Annotated in this window: 17 protein-coding genes; 7 read left to right on the top strand and 10 right to left on the bottom strand. The window is 61.2% G+C overall.

Annotated elements, in window-relative coordinates; all coding sequences use genetic code 11:
* Positions 1–22 precede the first annotated feature (22 nt).
* Both ACI77D_RS23645 and ACI77D_RS23640 read right to left on the bottom strand, forming a co-directional pair.
* Positions 23–1,312 carry a diguanylate cyclase gene (locus ACI77D_RS23645; protein ID WP_064454415.1) on the bottom strand — a complete coding sequence of 430 codons (1,290 nt, stop codon included), beginning with the start codon at positions 1,310–1,312 and terminating at the stop codon, positions 23–25.
* A gap of 205 nt (positions 1,313–1,517) precedes the next feature.
* Positions 1,518–3,323: a phenylacyl-CoA dehydrogenase gene (locus ACI77D_RS23640; RefSeq protein WP_221295775.1), complete on the bottom strand. Its 1,806-nt coding sequence runs from the start codon at positions 3,321–3,323 to the stop codon at positions 1,518–1,520.
* Positions 3,324–3,375: 52 nt separating this feature from the next.
* Here ACI77D_RS23640 and ACI77D_RS23635 point away from each other — a divergent pair, with 52 nt between their 5' ends.
* On the top strand, positions 3,376–3,516 hold the full coding sequence (locus tag ACI77D_RS23635; RefSeq protein ID WP_156526311.1) for a hypothetical protein: 141 nt from the start codon (positions 3,376–3,378) through the stop codon (positions 3,514–3,516).
* A gap of 141 nt (positions 3,517–3,657) precedes the next feature.
* Here ACI77D_RS23635 and ACI77D_RS23630 read toward each other — a convergent pair whose 3' ends face one another.
* The 6 genes from ACI77D_RS23630 to bioB all read right to left on the bottom strand — a co-directional run bounded on the left by ACI77D_RS23630 (position 3,658) and on the right by bioB (position 8,633).
* A complete protein-coding gene (locus ACI77D_RS23630; RefSeq protein ID WP_053258342.1) occupies positions 3,658–3,939 on the bottom strand; it encodes a hypothetical protein in 282 nt (93 codons plus the stop codon).
* A gap of 106 nt (positions 3,940–4,045) precedes the next feature.
* A complete protein-coding gene (gene bioD / locus ACI77D_RS23625) occupies positions 4,046–4,726 on the bottom strand; it encodes a dethiobiotin synthase (protein ID WP_064454417.1) in 681 nt (226 codons plus the stop codon).
* The gene (gene bioC / locus ACI77D_RS23620; protein ID WP_128589035.1) at positions 4,723–5,535 is read right to left on the bottom strand and encodes a malonyl-ACP O-methyltransferase BioC; all 813 of its coding nucleotides are present in this window, start codon (positions 5,533–5,535) and stop codon (positions 4,723–4,725) included. The genes bioD and bioC overlap by 4 nt, the downstream gene beginning before the upstream one ends.
* The gene (locus ACI77D_RS23615) at positions 5,528–6,259 is read right to left on the bottom strand and encodes an alpha/beta fold hydrolase (RefSeq protein WP_407017601.1); all 732 of its coding nucleotides are present in this window, start codon (positions 6,257–6,259) and stop codon (positions 5,528–5,530) included. The genes bioC and ACI77D_RS23615 overlap by 8 nt, the downstream gene beginning before the upstream one ends.
* Complete coding sequence (bioF, locus tag ACI77D_RS23610) at positions 6,252–7,433, bottom strand: 8-amino-7-oxononanoate synthase (RefSeq protein WP_221295776.1); 1,182 nt, start codon at positions 7,431–7,433, stop codon at positions 6,252–6,254. Before bioF ends, ACI77D_RS23615 begins: the two co-directional genes overlap by 8 nt.
* Positions 7,434–7,577: 144 nt before the next feature.
* Positions 7,578–8,633 (bottom strand): biotin synthase BioB, encoded by a 1,056-nt coding sequence (gene bioB, locus ACI77D_RS23605; protein ID WP_064454421.1) that lies wholly within the window; start codon positions 8,631–8,633, stop codon positions 7,578–7,580.
* A gap of 92 nt (positions 8,634–8,725) precedes the next feature.
* Between bioB and ACI77D_RS23600 the strand changes: the two genes are divergently transcribed.
* The 5 genes from ACI77D_RS23600 (at position 8,726) to rarD (ending at position 14,758) form a co-directional block, all read left to right on the top strand.
* Positions 8,726–9,463: a ComF family protein gene (locus ACI77D_RS23600; protein WP_221295777.1), complete on the top strand. Its 738-nt coding sequence runs from the start codon at positions 8,726–8,728 to the stop codon at positions 9,461–9,463.
* A gap of 57 nt (positions 9,464–9,520) precedes the next feature.
* Positions 9,521–10,285 (top strand): TOBE domain-containing protein, encoded by a 765-nt coding sequence (locus tag ACI77D_RS23595; protein WP_064454423.1) that lies wholly within the window; start codon positions 9,521–9,523, stop codon positions 10,283–10,285.
* 90 nt (positions 10,286–10,375) lie between these two features.
* Positions 10,376–12,274, top strand: a complete 1,899-nt coding sequence (locus tag ACI77D_RS23590; RefSeq protein ID WP_407017600.1) for a PhoX family protein — start codon at positions 10,376–10,378, stop codon at positions 12,272–12,274.
* 447 nt (positions 12,275–12,721) lie between these two features.
* A complete protein-coding gene (locus ACI77D_RS23585) occupies positions 12,722–13,696 on the top strand; it encodes a serine/threonine protein kinase (protein ID WP_015886213.1) in 975 nt (324 codons plus the stop codon).
* 177 nt (positions 13,697–13,873) lie between these two features.
* The gene (rarD, locus tag ACI77D_RS23580; RefSeq protein ID WP_064454425.1) at positions 13,874–14,758 is read left to right on the top strand and encodes an EamA family transporter RarD; all 885 of its coding nucleotides are present in this window, start codon (positions 13,874–13,876) and stop codon (positions 14,756–14,758) included.
* Positions 14,759–14,980: 222 nt separating this feature from the next.
* On the opposite strand, the gene ACI77D_RS23575 is transcribed toward rarD, so the two are convergent.
* Positions 14,981–15,493, bottom strand: coding sequence for a glycine cleavage system protein R (locus ACI77D_RS23575; RefSeq protein WP_221295780.1), 513 nt, complete (start codon positions 15,491–15,493; stop codon positions 14,981–14,983).
* 386 nt (positions 15,494–15,879) lie between these two features.
* On the opposite strand from ACI77D_RS23575, the gene ACI77D_RS23570 reads away from it, so the two are divergent.
* Entirely contained in the window at positions 15,880–18,057 is a 2,178-nt protein-coding gene (locus ACI77D_RS23570) for a malate synthase G (RefSeq protein ID WP_221295781.1), read from the top strand.
* Positions 18,058–18,230: 173 nt separating this feature from the next.
* Here ACI77D_RS23570 and ACI77D_RS23565 read toward each other — a convergent pair whose 3' ends face one another.
* Positions 18,231–18,677, bottom strand: a complete 447-nt coding sequence (locus tag ACI77D_RS23565) for a response regulator (protein WP_064454428.1) — start codon at positions 18,675–18,677, stop codon at positions 18,231–18,233.
* Positions 18,678–18,803 lie beyond the last annotated feature (126 nt).

The following is an 18,803-nucleotide window of genomic DNA, read 5'->3' as shown; positions in this document are numbered from 1 at the left end:
CCGCTGAATACACCACCATCACTCAACCGGCAGCGTTTTCCATGCGCACCGCGCCACGACGGGTTTGCCCGGCCGCGACCACACAGTTGCGCCCGGCGCCCTTGGCGGCGTACAGCGCCTGGTCGGCGGACTTGAGCACTTCCTCAGGGCTGCGCTGTTCAGCCTGGCGTTCGGCCACACCGATGCTGACCGTCACCGACACACTCGACGCACCGCTGCCTGCACGGCGCTGGCGGCCCTGCAGGTCGTCATGGGGACGGTCCGGGTTGCGCAGCTTGATGTCGTAGTTGGCGATGATCTCGCGGATCTCCTCCAGGTGCGGCATGCATTCATCCAGGGTCTTGCCTGCAAAGACCACGGCAAACTCTTCACCGCCATACCGATAGGCCCGCCCGCCACCATTGACCTTGGACAGCTTGCTGGCCACCAGGCGCAAGACCTGGTCGCCGACGTCATGACCGTGAGTGTCGTTGAACCGTTTGAAGTGATCGACGTCACTCATCGCCAACACATAATTGCGCCCCAGCCGCTGCATACGCTCGTTGAGCGCCCGGCGGCCCGGCAAGCCGGTGAGCTCATCACGAAAGGCCATTTGATAGGCCTCATGCGCCACACCGGCCGCGATCATCAGCATCACCTGGCTGCACATGATGTTCAGGGTAAACGGCAGGATGAAGGTTTGCGGCAACATCCAGAACAACCCCAGCAAACCGACCAACTGCGCGGCGTGCAAAGGCCGCGGCTGGTACCAGTACTGCGCCGCCAGGGTGACAAAACCAATCAGGAACATGGGGTACGACAATTGGATCAGGCTCATCCAACTGCCGTGCAACGCCGGCCAACGAATCTCCGCCAGCCAGTTCAGCAGGGGCTGGGGGAAACTTTGCTCAAGCGCCAGTGCCACGCTGCCGATGGCAAGCAGCACAGCGCAGCGGGCAACGAAGTCGCGGAACAGGTGGGTTTTCTCCTGCCACACCGCGTAGATGCTGAACAGCAGCGGCAGCAACAGGCAACACAGATGAAAGACCACCGCCGCGTCTTCACGGACACGGCCGTTGTCGCGGTAGTAATCGGTCTGGGCGTCCAACAGGAAGTAAACGACATACACCGTGATCATCAGGAACAGCTCACGCTGGCGCCGATACACCGCGCAGTACGAACCGCCGAGCAACAGCACAAGGGTAGGCAACACGTTGAACAGCGAGGTGAAGAAGACGTTGAGATCTTTGACGTACGCAGCCGAGAGCCCGGCCAGTAACAGCAGTAATGAAGGAAGGAAATGACTGAAACGTACAGCGGACACGCGCAACAAGGGTAAAGCTCCGACCCGCTCAAAAAAAGATGGCACAGTGCCTTCACTGCACACAGTTAAGCACATTCACTGTGACCTGCATCACATTGCCATCACTGTAACGGCAGCCAACTGCAATCCCTGAGTGCGGCGCTGTGTTTTTTATCAGCCAATAAAAAACCGCCGCTCCCAAGGGAGCGGCGGCTTTCAAAAGATCCGGAAAGGCTTAGTAAGCCAGGCCGAAGTCTTCTTCTTTCATGTCCATCAGGTTGCTGGCGCCCGACAGCATGGTTGCAACGTGGGTGCGGGTACGCGGCAGAATGCGCTGGAAGTAGAAGCGCGCCGTCTGCAGCTTGGCGGTGTAGAACGCCTCTTCAGTGGTGCCGGCAGCCAGTTTCTCGGCAGCCAGGCGCGCCATGTCGGCCCAGAAGTAAGCCAGGCACGCGTAGCCGGAGTACATCAGGTAATCCACCGAAGCGGCGCCGACTTCTTCACGGTCTTTCATCGCGGCCATGCCGACCTTCATGGTCAACTCGCCCCACTCCTTGTTCAGTGCAGCCAGCGGTGTAACGAACTCTTTGACGGCTTCAACGCCTTCGTTGGCCTGGCAGAACTTGTGCACGATCTTGGTGAAGCCCTTGAGCGCTTCGCCTTGAGTCATCAGCACTTTACGGCCGAGCAGGTCCAGCGCCTGAATGCCGGTGGTGCCTTCGTACAGCATCGAAATGCGGCTGTCGCGAACGTTCTGCTCCATGCCCCACTCGGCGATAAAGCCGTGGCCGCCGTAGATCTGAACGCCGTGGTTGGCGGATTCAAAACCGACTTCGGTCATGAATGCCTTGGCGATCGGCGTCATGAATGCCAGCAGGCCGTCGGCCTGTTTCTTGGCTTCGTCGTCGGTGCCGTACTTGACGATGTCCACTTGCTTGGCGGTGAAGTACACCATCGCACGGTTGCCTTCGGCGAAGGCTTTCATGGTCAGCAGCATACGGCGCACGTCAGGGTGCACGATGATCGGGTCAGCGGCTTTGTCCGGCGCTTTCGGGCCAGTCAGGGAGCGCATTTGCAGACGATCGCGAGCGTATTTCAGGCCGCCCTGGAAGCCGATTTCAGCGTGGGCCAGGCCTTGCAGCGCAGTGCCCAGGCGAGCGGTGTTCATAAAGGTGAACATGCAGTTCAGGCCTTTGTTCGCCGGGCCGATCAGGAAACCGGTGGCCGCGTCAAAGTTCATCACGCACGTGGCGTTACCGTGGATGCCCATTTTGTGCTCCAGGGAGCCACAGGTCACCGCGTTGCGCGCACCGATCGAGCCATCTGCGTTCGGCAGGAATTTAGGCACGATAAACAGCGAGATGCCTTTGGTGCCGGCCGGTGCGTCCGGCAGGCGAGCCAGCACGATGTGGACGATGTTGTCGGCCATGTCGTGCTCACCGGCCGAGATGAAGATCTTGGTGCCGGAGACTTTGTAGGAACCGTCCGCCTGAGGCTCGGCCTTGGTGCGCAGCATGCCCAGGTCGGTACCGCAGTGGGGTTCGGTCAGGCACATGGTGCCGGTCCACTCACCCGAGACCAGTTTGGTCAGGTAAGCGTCCTGCTGTTCCGGGGTGCCGTGCTCGGAGATGGTGTTCATTGCACCGTGGGACAGGCCTGGGTACATGCCCCACGACCAGTTGGCTTCACCGACCATTTCGCTGACGGCCAGGCCCAGGGATTCCGGCAAGCCTTGGCCGCCGTGCTCCACGTCGTGGGCCAGGCTTGGCCAGCCGCCTTCGACGAATTGCTTGTAGGCTTCTTTGAAACCAGCAGGGGTCTTAACGCCTGACTCGCTCCAGGTGCACCCTTCGATGTCACCAACGCGGTTCAACGGTGCCAGCACTTGCTCACAAAACTTGGCGCCTTCCTCGAGAATGGCGTCAACCATGTCCGGGGTAGCGTCCTGGCAAGCCGGCAGGCTCTGATAGTGCGCTTCATAGCCGAGCAGTTCGTCACGAACGAAGCGAATATCACGCAAGGGGGCCTTGTAGTCAGGCATAGCGATAAACCTCTGCTGATGTATCTGGGATGAACAACCGCGTGGATTTGTTATGGCGGTCAAACAGGTGTTTGAAACATACGTTTACGACCTGGGGTTGTCAAGCATCGTCCAGGCGCCATTTGTCATGACCCGGATCAACGGCGCGCACAGCAAGGCCTGCGGCGGTACGCCACATCAAAAAGGACTGTAGAAATTCCAGAGAGCTAAACAGGACAACGGTGGGAGCTGGCTTGCCTGCGATACAGGCGCCGCGCTGTATCAGGCAAACCGAGTAGCTGCCATTGCAGGCAAGCCGGCTCCCACAGAAAGCGAGAGCCCGCGTATGAGGGCGTTAAGCGTAGGTGTCGATCAAGGTGCCGAGCATTTCATTCGAAGCCTTGGCAACTTTGGCGCCCAGCTCCACTTGAAACTTGCCCTGGGCCATTTCGACCATATTGCTCGCCGAGTTGGACGGCTGGGCGCGATCGTTGGCTTGCAAACGGTCGCTTTGGGCGTCGGAGGGCTGGGTCGTCGCGGCGCTGGCAATATTGCCGGCGGCCTGGTCGACGCGGTTCTGCCCGGCCTGAATAGTGCTCAGCCCCGAATAAAACGCGCTGCTTCCAGAGATTTCCATGGCGTAAGCCTGCCTTTAGAGAATCGTGAACCTGAATTGAAGCAGACATCCTGGCAAAACGCCCGTCAAAAACACTAATGGCATAATGCCTTAGCGATAGCCAAAATCAGTCAAGCAGGTCCAATTCCAGGTACTCAGCCACGGCTTCGGCGCTGGCCTGCTTGAGTTTCGGCACGCGGCCCAGGCATGGCGCGGGCAACCGTTCAGCCAGGGTAGCGAGGTTCTCTTCCAGACGAGAGGTCTTGGGGTCGATGATATTCGCCACCCAGCCAGCCAACGGCAAACCGTCCCGCGCGATGGCTTCAGCGGTCAGCAAGGCATGGCTGATACAGCCCAGGCGCACGCCCACCACCAGGATCACCGGTAACTTGAGCGCCATGGCCAGGTCCGACAGGTTGTCCTGATCGGCCAGCGGCACGCGCCAGCCGCCCGCACCTTCAATCAGGGTGAAATCTGCCTGCCGCGCCAGTATTTGCTGCATCGGTTTCAAGAGCGATTGCACCGTCAAGGCAACGCCCGCTTCGCGCGCCGCCAGGTGAGGCGCGATAGCCGGCTCGAACGCCACCGGGTTGACTTCGGCATAGCTCAGCGGCAACGAACACTCAGCCAGCAGCGCCAAAGCGTCGGCATTGCGCAGACCTTTGGGCGTCACCTGACAGCCAGAGGCCACCGGTTTTCCGGCAGCGGTACTTTTTCCCGCGAGCCGTGCGGCATGCAGCAGGCCGGCGGCGATGGTGGTCTTGCCGACATCAGTGTCGGTGCCCGTGATGAAGTAAGCGGCGCTCATAGAGGTTTCTCCAGTACGGCATACACCACTTGATACGTGGCGGGCAGGCCCTGGGCCTGACGGAACTGCTCGTAAGCGTCCACCAGTGCAACAATCCGCGCGCGCCCCGTCAAGCCTCCCGGACGACCCGGGTTGAGGTTATGCGCGCCCAACGCTTTGAGTTCGTGGGTGAGGCTGCGCACATCCGGGTAGTGCAATACATGGGGCCGGCGCTCCAGGCTCACCACCCGCAAGCCGCTGGCGGCGCACAACTGTTGATAAGCCTCGAAGGTGCGGAAGCGGTTGACGTGCACCCACCCATCCGCCGCACGCCAGCTTTCGCGCAACTCATCCAGGGTGCCCACGCACAGGCTCGCGAATGCCAGCACGCCACCAGGGTGCAGCACGCGGCGGGCCTCGCTGAGCACAGCGTCGAAATTCGCACACCATTGCACCGCCAGGCTGGAGAAGATCAACCCGCAACTGTCCGCCTGCAAAGGCAGGCGTTCGGCGTCCCCGGCGATGAAATGCTCGGCACCGCCCAATGGCCGCGCGTGGTTGAGCATGCCCTCGGCAATATCCAGCGCGACACCCTGGCTGCCAGGCAATCGTTCGCCCAACACGCGGCTGAAAAACCCTGTGCCACAGCCCAGGTCCAGCCAGCGTTGCGGCGCGCTGCCCGCCGGCAAGCGAGCCAGCAGTTCAGTCCCCACCGCGCGCTGCAACTCGGCCACGCTGTCATAGCTGGCCGCCGCACGGGAAAACGACGCCGCCACCTGGCGCTTGTCCGGCAAGGCACCCGGCAGTGAGGGGTGGGATAAATCAGTCATCAACGCACTCATGCAAAAAAGCCTGGATGGCCCCCGCTACACCGTGAGGGTCCTCCAGAAGAAAAGCGTGACCGGCCTGTTCAATCAGGCCGATTTCAACATCAGGCAGCAGGGCCAGCAGATCGCTGGCGGCTTCGGCGGGCACCAGGCCATCCAGGCCGCCAAACAGGTGCAGTTGCGGGCCGCGATAGGCCTGCAAGGCCGCACGGGTATCCAGTTGGGCGAGCAGTTCCAGGCCCGGCATCAGCACATTGGAAGGCGTATTCGGTGCCCCGCTGACCAACAAGCGCGATAGCCCGCGGGGGTCTTCGGCACCCTTGGCGCACAGCAGGCCGAAGCGTTTGAGGGTGACCTGGGAATCGGCGTGGCAACCGGCGAGGAACGCATCGAAGGTTTCGGCGGGCATCGCGTTGGACCAGCTTTCATGAGCGACAAAACTCGGGTTGCTCGCCAACGTCAGCAGGCCGCAGCAACGCTCGCCACGCCGCGCCGCCAACTCGGAGGCGAGCATGCCGCCCAGGGACCAGCCGCCCAGCCAGGCGTTGTCCGGCAGCGTGGCGTCGAGTTCGTCGAGCCATTCATCCAGATCACTCGAAGCCAGCGTCGGCAATGGCTCAATGTGCACGTGCAGGTGTTCGTCGAGGCCGCGCAAGGCGACGGCCAAAGGCTCCAGCGGTGAAACGCCGAGGCCCCAGCCAGGCAGCAATATCAGCCGATCACGCATGGTCGGGCTCCGTGATGCTTAACAAACGGAAACACTCTTCCAATCCGCTTAACAATAGCTGCACCTGCGCCTCGCTGTGGGCCGCCGTCAATGTCACGCGCAGTCGGGCACTGCCGGCTGGCACGGTAGGCGGGCGAATAGCAGTCACCATCAGGCCGCGCTCGCGCAACATCTGTGACAGACGCATGGCCTTGGCGCTGTCGCCGATCATGATCGGCTGGATCGGCGTAAAGCTGTCCATCAATGCCAGGCCGATCTGCTCGGCGCCCCGGCGGAACTGGCGGATCAGGTTATTGAGGTGCTCGCGTCGCCACTGTTCGGTGCGCAGCAGCTCGAGGCTCTTCAAGGTTGCACAGGCCAATGCCGGCGGTTGGCTGGTGGTGTAGATATACGGCCGGGCGAACTGGATCAGGCTCTCGATCAGTTCTTCGCTGCCCGCCACAAACGCCCCGGCGGTGCCAAACGCTTTGCCCAGGGTGCCGACCAGTACCGGCACGTCCTCCTGGCTCAGGCCGAAATGCTCGACGATCCCGCCACCCTTTGCGCCCAACGGGCCAAAACCATGGGCATCGTCCACCATCAACCAGGCGCCTTTGGCCTTGGTTTCACGGGCCAACGCTGGCAGGTCAGCCAGGTCGCCGTCCATGCTGAATACCCCATCGGTGACCACCAGCGTATTGCCGGTCGCCTTCTCCAGCCGTTTGGCCAGGCTGTCGGCGTCGTTATGCAGATAGCGGTTGAATCGCGCCCCGGACAACAACCCTGCATCCAGCAGCGACGCGTGGTTGAGCCGGTCCTCGAGCACCGTATCGCCCTGCCCCACCAACGCGGTGACCGCACCGAGGTTGGCCATATAGCCAGTGGTAAACAGCAGTGCACGCGGGCGACCGGTCAGGTCGGCGAGGGCTTCTTCCAGTTCGTGGTGCGGCGTGGCATGGCCCACCACCAAGTGCGAAGCGCCACCGCCCACGCCCCAACGGGACGCACCGGCGCGCCAGGCTTCGATCACTTGCGGGTGATTGGCCAGGCCCAGGTAATCGTTATTGCAGAACGCCAACAGCGGTTGGCCGTCCACCACCACTTGCGGGCCTTGGGGGCTGTCCAGCAAGGGACGTTGACGGTACAGGTGTTCGGCACGGCGGGCAGCGAGACGCGCGGCGAGATCAAAAGACATGCAGGCCTCGGTAGATCAGGTGGAACTCGGTCAAAAATGTGGGAGCGGGCTTGCTCGCGAAGGCGGTGTATCAGTCACTGCATCTATCAACTGACCGATCGCCTTCGCGAGCAAGCCCGCTCCCACATTTGGAGTGCATTTCAATCAAACAACAGCGTTATAAAACTGCTCGCTGCTCTTTTGCTCAACCAACGCCTGCTCAATCGCCGCCTGATGCACTTCATCCGCGTGCTCTTCACGCGCTTCCGGCAGGATGCCCAGGCGCGCGAACAGTTGCATGTCCTTGTCTGCCTGCGGGTTGGCGGTGGTCAGCAACTTGTCGCCGTAGAAGATCGAATTGGCACCGGCGAAAAACGCCAGGGCCTGCATCTGCTCGTTCATCGCCTCACGACCGGCCGACAGGCGTACATGGGATTGCGGCATCAGGATGCGCGCCACCGCCAGCATGCGGATGAAGTCGAACGGGTCGATGTCTTCGGCGTTTTCCAGCGGCGTACCGGCCACCTTCACCAGCATATTGATCGGCACCGACTCCGGATGCTCCGGCAGGTTGGCCAACTGGATCAGCAGGTTGGCGCGGTCGTCGAGGGACTCGCCCATGCCGAGGATGCCGCCCGAGCAGATTTTCATCCCGGAATCGCGCACATAAGCCAGGGTTTGCAGGCGCTCGCCGTAGGTGCGGGTGGTGATGATGCTGCCGTAGAACTCGGGCGAGGTGTCGAGGTTGTGGTTGTAGTAGTCGAGGCCGGCCTGGGCCAGGGCTTCAGTCTGGTCCTGGTCGAGACGACCGAGGGTCATGCAGGTTTCCAGGCCCATGGCCTTCACGCCTTTGACCATTTCAAGCACGTACGGCATGTCTTTGGCCGACGGGTGTTTCCAGGCGGCGCCCATGCAGAAGCGGGTCGAACCGATGGCCTTGGCGCGAGCGGCCTCTTCGAGGACCTTCTGCACCTCCATCAGCTTTTCTTTTTCCAGGCCGGTGTTGTAGTGGCCCGACTGCGGACAATATTTGCAATCTTCCGGGCAGGCGCCGGTTTTGATCGACAGCAAGGTCGACACCTGCACCCGGTTGGCGTCGAAATGCGCGCGGTGCACGGTCTGCGCCTGGAACAACAGGTCATTGAAGGGCTGTACAAACAGCGCTTTGACTTCGGCTAAGGACCAATCGTGACGCAGGGTGGCAGTGGTGCTGGCGCTCATGGGCGATTCCTTGATTATGCTTGGGCTTTCGCTGTGGGAAGGGCAATACCCACAGGCACGACACGGATGCTCGGCATATTTAAGGAAGATTCATGCACTGTCAACCCGAACACAAACACAAGGTTTACATCTGGTTAAAAAACAACCAGCACTGTTTAATCTGCGATGAAGCTACAGAATCCAGCGATTGCGTGTGCAACGTCTGCGAAATCGAACTGCCGTGGCTAATGGAGCACTGCGAAGTGTGTGCGCTGCCGCTGCCGATGGATGGATTGGTGTGCGGCCAATGTCAGAAGCAACCACCGGCCTTTAAACGGGTGATTGCGCCCTGGACCTACAGTTTCCCGGTCGACACACTCATCAGCCGCTTCAAACACCAGTCACGCTGGCCGCTCGGCCATCTGCTCGCGCGTTTACTGGGGCACCACCTGCAACACCGCTTCGACAACGCCGAACTCGCCCGGCCCGACTGCCTGCTGGCGGTGCCCATGGCGCGCAAACGCCTGCGCCAACGGGGTTTTAACCAGGCGTTGATGCTGGCCCGCTGGCTCAGCGAAGACCTCGACCTCCCCCACGATGAACAGATGTTGTTACGCCCCCATGAAACCGTCGCGCAACAAGCCCTGGACGCCAGGACCCGTAAACGCAACCTGCTCACGGCGTTTTCACTGGCACCTGACGCCCACGTGCAAGGCCGCCACCTGGCGCTGGTGGACGACGTACTCACCACCGGCGCTACGGCCCACAGCGTGGCCCGGCTGTTGATGGAAGCCGGTGCGCGCCAGGTCGACATCTACTGCCTGGCACGCACGCCAAAACCCGGCACATGACTTGACTCCCGTGCGCCACGCCTGCAACGTCCGCTGACCTTATCCAAGCGTGCGCACATGTCTCTGCCGACCTCCCTCAGCCAACACATCATCCGCCGTCCCCAGCGTATCGCCCTGCTGGCGCACATCGCCGAGCAGGGTTCGATCACCCGCGCGGCGAAAAGCGCCGGTTTGAGCTACAAGGCCGCCTGGGACGCCATCGATGAACTGAATAACCTGGCGCAAAAACCACTGGTCGAACGCAGCGTCGGCGGCAAGGGCGGCGGCGGCGCCAAGCTGACGGCCGAAGGTGAGCGCGTATTGCGCCTCTACCAGCGCCTGCAAGTGCTGCAGGCGCAGGTGCTCGATTCGGACGAAGATGCCAGCGACTTCAACCTGCTGGGCCGCTTGATGCTGCGCACCAGCGCGCGCAACCAACTGCACGGCCAGGTCAGCAGCATTGAGAGCCACGGCCGCAATGACGTGATCCGCCTGCAACTGTCCGGCGGCCTGAGCCTGAAGGCGCAGATCACCCACGACAGCACGCAGCGGCTGGAACTTGAGATCGGCACAGAAGTGGTGGCCTTGATCAAGGCCGGTTGGCTGGAATTGCTCGCCACCGAGCAAACTGCAACACCTGGACACAATTGCATGAGCGGTGTCATCGAGACGGTTTTCGCCGCCGATGACGGCCCCAGCGAGGTGCGTATCGCCCTGCCCAATGGCCAGGTTTTGTGCGCCCTGGCGCAGCCGGCCGCGCTCAGGGGATTGAGCGCCGCCGAAGGCCAACCGATCCAGGTGCAGTTCTCGCCCAGCAACGTGTTGCTCGGCACGCCGGTTTAACGGGCGGGCGTGCTGCGCTCGCCTTCAAACTGCAACAATTTCGTCACGACCGCTCCTTAAGGTGTCTGCAAAAACCGCAGGGAGCCTGAAATGAGCCTATTAGAAGAAAACCAAGCCACTGACCTCGAACAGATGGTCGGCCTCACCCGCCGTCGTTTTATCGGCGCCGGCGCCCTGTGCGGTGCCGCGATGTTCCTGGGTGGCAACCTGCTGACCCGCAGCGCATTGGCCGTGAATGCCGCGACCGCCAGCCCGTTGTTGGGCTTTACCAGCATCGCCGCCGCCACCAGCGACGCCATCACCTTGCCGCCCGGCTACACCGCCTCGGTGTTGATCAGTTGGGGCCAGCCGCTGCACAAGAATGGCCCGGCCTTTGACCCGTCCGGCAACGGCAGCGCCAAGGCCCAGGAGCAGCAATTCGGTGACAACAACGACGGCATGAGCCTGTTCGCCTTCCCTGGCGACGACAACCGCGCACTCATGGCGATCAACAACGAATACACCAACTACCGTTACCTCTTCGCCCACGGCGGTGCGCCGCAGTCTGCCGAAGACGTGCGCAAGGCCCAGGCCAGCGAAGGTGTGTCGGTCATCGAGGTGCGGCGCAAGGGCGACAGTTGGCAGTTCGTCCAGGACTCGCGCTACAACCGACGTATCCACGGCAACTCGCCCATTCGCCTGAGCGGCCCGGCCGCAGGGCATGAATGGCTGAAAACCAGCGCTGACAAAACCGGCAAAAACGTGCTCGGCACCTTCCAGAACTGCGCCAACGGCAAGACGCCGTGGGGCACTTATCTGACGTGTGAAGAGAACTTCACCGACTGCTTCGGCAGCAGCAACCCTCAACAAACCTTTGACGCGGGGCAAAAGCGCTACGGCGTGGTGGCCACCAGCAAAGAGATCAATTGGCACCCGCACGACCCGCGTTTTGACATGGCCAAGAACCCCAATGAACTCAACCGGCATGGTTGGGTGGTGGAGATTGACCCGTTCGACCCGAAGTCCACGCCGGTCAAGCGCACCGCCCTTGGTCGCTTCAAGCACGAGAACGCCGCGCTGGCAGAAACCCGCGACGGGCGTGCCGTGGTGTACATGGGCGACGACGAACGCGGTGAGTTCATCTACAAATTTGTCAGCCGCGATCCGATCAATCATCACAACCCGAAAGCCAACAAGGACCTGCTCGACCACGGCACGTTATACGTGGCCATTTTCGACGCTGGCGACGGCAATGCCGATCATCCCAAGGGCAAAGGCGAATGGGTCGAGCTGACTCACGGCAAAAACGGCATCGACGCCAGCAGCGGTTTCGCCAGCCAGGCCGAAGTGCTGATCCATGCACGCCTGGCCGCCAGTGTGGTGAAAGCCACCCGCATGGACCGCCCGGAATGGATCGTGGTCAGCCCCACCGATGGCCAGGTCTACTGCACGCTCACCAACAACGCCAAGCGCGGCGAAGACGGCCAGCCCGTGGGCGGGCCCAACCCGCGCGAGAAAAATGTCTACGGCCAGATCCTGCGCTGGAAAGCCGATTCCGATAACCACGGCGCCCCGACCTTTACCTGGGACCTGTTTGTGGTGGCCGGTAACCCGGGTGTGCATGCCGGCACACCCAAAGGCGGCTCTGCCAACATCAACCCGCAAAACATGTTCAACAGCCCCGATGGCCTGGGTTTCGACAAGGCCGGGCGCCTGTGGATTCTGACCGACGGCGACTACAGCAACGCGGGCGACTTCGCCGGCATGGGCAATAACCAGATGCTGTGTGCCGACCCGACGACCGGCGAAATTCGCCGTTTCATGGTCGGGCCGGTGGCGTGTGAGGTCACGGGGATCAGCTTTTCGCCGGATCAGAAGACGCTGTTCGTGGGGATTCAGCACCCTGGGGAAACCGGTGGTTCGACCTGGCCACAGCATCTGCCCAACGGTAAACCGCGCTCGTCAGTGATGGCGATTCGGCGGGATGACGGTGGGGTTGTCGGCGCCTGACAGGGCCTCATCGCGGGCAAGCCCGCTCTCACAATTGATCGAGTTTCACCTTTGGAATGCGGTTGAATGTGGGAGCGGGCTTGCTCGCGAAGGCGTCCGCACAGCCACCCCCGATCTCCCGCAATTGATCAAGTTTTACCTTTGGAATGCGGTCGAACGTGGGAGCGGGCTTGCTCGCGAAGGCGTCCGCACAGCCACCCCCTATCTCCCGCAATTGATCAAGTTTTACCTTTGGAATGCGGTCGAACGTGGGAGCGGGCTTGCCCGCGAAGGCGTCCGCACAGCCACCCCTATCTCGCGCAATTGATCAAGTTTTACCTTTGGAATTCGGTCGAACGTGGGAGCGGGCTTGCCCGCGAAGGCGTCCGCACAGCTACCACCTATCTATGCGCGGGTGCGTTACCATACCGAGCCGGACGCGGCGCCCTGCTGCGCGCAGGAGTTCGCATGGCCCATCCGTTTGAAACACTCACCCCCGACCTGGTACTCGACGCTGTCGAAAGTATCGGCTTTCTCAGCGATGCTCGCGTTCTGGCGCTCAACAGCTACGAAAACCGTGTGTATCAGGTGGGCATCGAAGACTCCGAACCGCTGATCGCCAAGTTCTACCGGCCCCAGCGCTGGACCAATGAAGCGATCCTCGAAGAACACCGCTTCACCTTCGAACTGGCCGAGTGCGATGTGCCGGTGGTCGCCCCCATGATCCATAACGGAGAAAGCCTGTTCGAGCACGCCGGTTTTCGCTTCACCCTGTTTCCACGCCGTGGTGGCCGTGCGCCGGAGCCGGGTAATCTCGATCAGCTTTATCGCCTTGGGCAGTTGCTCGGCCGTTTGCATGCGGTGGGCTCCACCCGCCCGTTCGAACACCGTGAAGCCCTGGGCGTGAAGAACTTCGGCCACGATTCCCTCAACACGTTGCTGGAAGGCAATTTCATTCCCAAGAGCCTGCTGCCGGCGTACGAGTCCGTGGCCCGCGACCTGCTCAAGCGTGTGGAAGAGGTGTACAAGGCCACGCCGCACAAGAACATCCGCATGCACGGCGATTGCCACCCCGGCAACATGATGTGCCGCGATGAGATGTTCCATATCGTCGACCTCGATGACTGCCGCATGGGCCCGGCCGTCCAGGACCTGTGGATGATGCTCGCAGGGGACCGTCAGGAATGCCTGGGCCAGCTGTCGGAATTGATGGACGGCTATCAGGAGTTCCACGACTTCGACCCGCGCGAACTGGCACTCATCGAACCGCTGCGCGCCTTGCGCCTGATGCACTACAGCGCCTGGCTGGCACGGCGCTGGGATGACCCGGCGTTTCCTCACAGCTTCCCGTGGTTCGGCAGCGAGCGGTATTGGGGTGATCAGGTGCTGGCGTTGCGTGAGCAGCTGTCGGCCCTCAATGAAGAACCGCTGAAACTGTTCTGACCCTGACGCTGCTTCTTGTGGGAGCTGGCTTGCCGGCGATGCAAACAACTCGGTGCATCAGTAGCACCAAGGTGATGTCATCACCGGCAAGCCAGTTCCCACAGAAAAGCCAATCCCACCGGCGGACAAAAATCCTTACAATCGCGCTTTGATAGCTGCCTAAGCAAGGATTCTGCAATGCAAGCCGCCAACCCCCGCAAGGGGTACATCCTGGGCCTGAGTGCCTATGTCATCTGGGGTCTGTTCCCGCTCTATTTCAAGGCCATCGCCAGTGTTCCCGCCGCAGAGATCATCGTGCACCGTGTGTTGTGGTCCGCGCTGTTCGGCGGTTTGCTGTTAATGGTGTGGAAACACCCGGGCTGGTTCCGTGAACTGCGCGACAACCCCAGGCGCCTGGCCATTCTGGCACTCAGCGGCTCGCTGATTGCGGCTAACTGGCTGACCTATGTGTGGTCGGTGAACAGCGGGCGCATGCTGGAAGCGAGCCTCGGTTATTACATAAACCCGTTGGTGAATGTGCTGCTGGGCATGCTGATCCTCGGCGAACGCCTGCGGCGCTTGCAGTGGATGGCCGTCGGGCTGGCAGCGGTAGGTGTGGCGCAACAGGTGTGGCAAGTCGGCAGTTTGCCGTGGGTGTCGCTGGTGCTGGCGCTGACCTTTGGCTTTTACGGCTTGATCCGCAAGCAGGCGCCGGTCAAGGCGCTGCCGGGGCTGGTGGTGGAAACCTGGATGCTGGTGCCGATTGCCGTGGCCTGGTTGCTGTTCAACCCGTCGGCCCACAGTGCACAGCTTGAATTTTGGAGCACCTCCGAAGCCTGGTGGCTGGTGGCCGCAGGCCCGGTGACGCTGATCCCGCTGGTGTGTTTCAACGCCGCCGCACGGCATTTGCCCTACACCGCGCTGGGTTTTTTGCAGTACGTCGCCCCGACGCTGGTGCTGCTCGAAGCGGTGCTGTTGTTCGGTGAACACCTGGCACCGAGCACGCTGATTGCCTTTGCCTTCATCTGGGCCGGCCTGGTGGTCTACAGCCTGGATGCCTGGCTGACCGTGCGCAAACGCTGATCAAATAACGTACAAACCTCTGCAAGCCACAGCGCACTTGGCTTGCAGACATCCACCCCAAGGTTATCCACAATCTGATCCCCGTCATTTGTGCACAAGCCGTTGAAACTGCTCGTTTTTTGCTCAGCCGACGAAGAACCCCGGCGCACGTGGCCTGGCGCCGGGTCTCTACAGCTTATCCACAGGCCCATGCAAGATTTCCATGCATAACCCTGTGGGCCGTTATTCCTCGCTGCGCAGTTCCACCATCAAGTCATCCGCCAAGGTTTCCAGAGATTCCTGCAGCGTCTCCAGGGACATCGTCGAGGGCACCCGCAACAGGGCCTCGGCGTTGAATAGCGGATCACCACTCATGGGGGCCGGACGCACATCGGTGCTCAAGCGCTCCAGGTTGACGCCCTGCTTGCTCAACAGCGCGGTAATCTCGCGCACAATCCCCGACCGATCATTGCCCACCAGCGTCATCAGGATCGGCTTGGAGTCCGACGCCTGCCCGGTACTGCCCTCGCCCACCAGCACACGAATGCCATGTGTGGATAAATCCTCCAGCGCATTCACCAGGTCCTGACGACTTTGCGTGGGAACGCTTACCCGCAGGATCCCGGCAAATTGCCCAGCCATGTGGGCCATTCGGCTTTCCAGCCAGTTGCCACCGTGAGCGGCGATGTTCTGCGCGATGCGTTCAACCAAGCCGGGTTTGTCGGCGGCGATAATAGTGAGTACAAGATGGTCCATGGCGAAGCCCTCTGAATTCAACTTACAAGGTGGACGCAGGCGCCCTCGAAAACAAATCGTGTACCATTTTTATATTTATCTGGAACAATCCAATAGTTTTTTGAGAACATCCCGTTATCCGCTGTGACCGCATGACCAAAATGGGTCGCTAAACGACGTATTTAGTCTAATTTTCACAACCGCAAGTCATCATGTAGTATGCCCAATCGCGCACTACATAACGTTAGGTCGATGTCTGCCAAGGCACCCAAGTACCGCGTCAACCCTCTCGCCCAGCCGCCTGCACGGCATGTACTGGGAATGGGTTCGTGGTTTAAATGGCCAGAGGCTTCATTGGTAAATTGAAAAGCTGAAAAGCGCATTAGCTCCGCAGAGTGAGGCAAGCAATGACTGAACACGTTCAAGTCGGTGGCCTGCAGGTCGCCAAAGTCCTGTTCGACTTCGTGAATAACGAAGCCATTCCCGGTACCGGCATCACTGCCGACCAGTTCTGGGCCGGCGCCGACAAGGTCATCCACGACCTGGCACCGAAGAACAAAGCCCTACTCGCCAAACGCGACGATTTCCAAGCGCGGATCGATACCTGGCACCAGACCCACGCCGGCCAGGCCCACGACCCGGTGGCCTACAAAGCCTTCCTGCAAGACATCGGATACCTGCTGCCAGAAGCCGCAGACTTCCAGGCCTCGACCCAAAACGTCGATGACGAAATCGCCCGCATGGCCGGCCCACAGCTGGTTGTGCCGGTGATGAACGCCCGTTTCGCCCTCAACGCTTCAAATGCGCGCTGGGGCTCGCTGTATGACGCGCTGTATGGCACCGACGCCATCAGCGAAGCCGACGGCGCCGAAAAGGGCAAGGGCTACAACAAAGTGCGCGGCGACAAGGTGATTGCCTTCGCCCGTGCCTTCCTCGACGAAGCCGCGCCGCTCGCTGCCGGCAGCCACGTCGACTCCACCGCTTACAAAATCGTTGATGGCAAGCTGGTCGTCGGCCTCAAGGGCGGCAGCAACAGCGGCCTGCGCGACGATGCCCAGTTGATCGGTTTCCAGGGCCCGGCGACCGAGCCGACTGCGATCCTGCTGAAGCAAAATGGCCTGCACTTCGAAATCCAGATCGACGCCAGCACCCCGGTCGGCCAGACCGACGCCGCCGGCGTCAAAGACGTGCTGATGGAAGCTGCGCTGACCACCATCATGGACTGCGAAGACTCCGTCGCCGCTGTTGATGCCGATGACAAAGTGGTGATCTACCGCAACTGGCTCGGCCTGATGAAAGGCGACCTGGCCGAAGAAGTGGCCAAGGGCGGCAAGACTTTCACCCGCACCATGAACGCCGACCGTGTCTACACCGGCGTGGATGGCCAGGACGTGACCTTGCACGGCCGCTCGCTGCTGTTCGTGCGCAACGTTGGCCACTTGATGACCATCGACGCGATCCTCGACAAAGACGGCAACGAAGTACCGGAAGGCATCCTCGACGGCCTGCTCACCAGCCTGGCGGCCATCCACAGCCTCAACGGCAACAGCAGCCGCAAGAACAGCCGCACCGGTTCGGTGTACATCGTGAAGCCGAAGATGCATGGCCCCGAAGAAGCGGCGTTCACCAACGAGCTGTTCGGCCGCATCGAAGACGTGCTGAACCTGCCGCGCAACACGCTAAAGGTCGGGATCATGGACGAGGAGCGCCGCACCACGGTCAACCTCAAGGCCTGCATCAAGGCGGCCAGCGAGCGTGTGGTGTTTATCAACACCGGCTTCCTCGACCGCACCGGCGACGAGATCCACACTTCCATGGAAGCCGGCGCGATGGTGCGCAAGGCCGCCATGAAGGCGGAAAAATGGATCGGTGCCTACGAGAACTGGAACGTCGATATCGGCCTGAGCACCGGCCTGCAAGGGCGTGCGCAGATCGGTAAAGGCATGTGGGCAATGCCCGACTTGATGGCGGCGATGCTCGAACAGAAAATCGCTCACCCGCTCGCCGGCGCCAACACGGCCTGGGTGCCATCGCCAACGGCGGCTGCACTGCACGCGCTGCACTATCACAAGGTGGACGTGTTCGCGCGCCAGGCCGAACTGGCCAAGCGCGAGCGCGCGTCGCTGGACGATATCCTGACCATTCCTCTGGCCAGCAATACCGATTGGTCCGACGAAGAAATCCGTAATGAGTTGGACAACAACGCCCAGGGCATCCTTGGCTATGTGGTGCGTTGGATCGATCAGGGCGTGGGCTGTTCGAAAGTGCCGGACATCAACGACGTCGGCCTGATGGAAGACCGCGCTACGCTGCGTATCTCCAGCCAGCACATCGCCAACTGGCTGCGCCACGGCGTTGTCAACGAAGCCCAAGTGATGGAAAGCCTCAAGCGCATGGCGCCGGTGGTAGACCGTCAGAATGCCGGTGACGCGCTGTATCGCCCACTGGCCCCGGACTTCGACAGCAACATCGCCTTCCAGGCGGCGGTGGAACTGGTGATTGAAGGGACCAAGCAACCCAATGGTTATACCGAGCCGGTGTTGCACCGCAGGCGTCGTGAGTTCAAGGCCAAGAACGGCTTGTAAATGAAAAGGCCCTGATCGCGAGATCAGGGCCTTTTCATTGGGTAGTGTGGTGGTCGCACTGGCGCTTTCGCGAGCAAGCCCGCTCCCACACTCGACCGCATTTCTACAGGAAGCATGCGGCCAAATGTGGGAGCGGGCTTGCTCGCGAAGAGGCCTGCACGGTCAACAGATAATCAAGACGCCATGCCTAACTCGCGCTTCACCATCTTCGCCAACTTGGCGCTGTCGATGGGCTTGAGCATGAAGTCCACCACACTCATGTGCATGGCCTCGATGACGTCGCGCGCTTCCGCGTCCCCCGACATGATGATAATCGGCAGCGCCGCTCGGCCAGAGCTGCGCACTTGCTGGATCAGTTCCAGACCGTTGCTTGGCGCCATGCGCAGGTCAGTGATCAGTAAACCAATGGAGCTGCTGGACTCCAAGAGATCCCAGGCCGTCTCGCCACTGTCAGCGGTCATGCAGCGAATGCCGTCCAGGCCCAGGATCTCCGCCAGCAATTCACGCGCGTCCTTGTCATCATCGACAATCAACACCCGTTGTGGCGGTAAATCAGGCTCCAGCATCACGGCGCTCAGCGCCTCGCGCTCGGCATCACTCAAAATATCGTGGTCGGACATACGTTTCTCAGCAGTTCTATTCAATCTCGCAGCACACTCGTCAGACATCTGCGGAAGGGCGAACAATGTGCACTTCGTCGGAAAGTTTGCCTAGTGGGCTTTTTACCGGGTTTTAACACTAGCCAT

Origin of the sequence: Pseudomonas sp. O39 (assembly GCF_045447295.1) — a bacterium.
GTDB lineage: Bacteria > Pseudomonadota > Gammaproteobacteria > Pseudomonadales > Pseudomonadaceae > Aquipseudomonas > Aquipseudomonas antarctica_A.
This window is presented reverse-complemented; position numbering and strand designations above follow the sequence as displayed.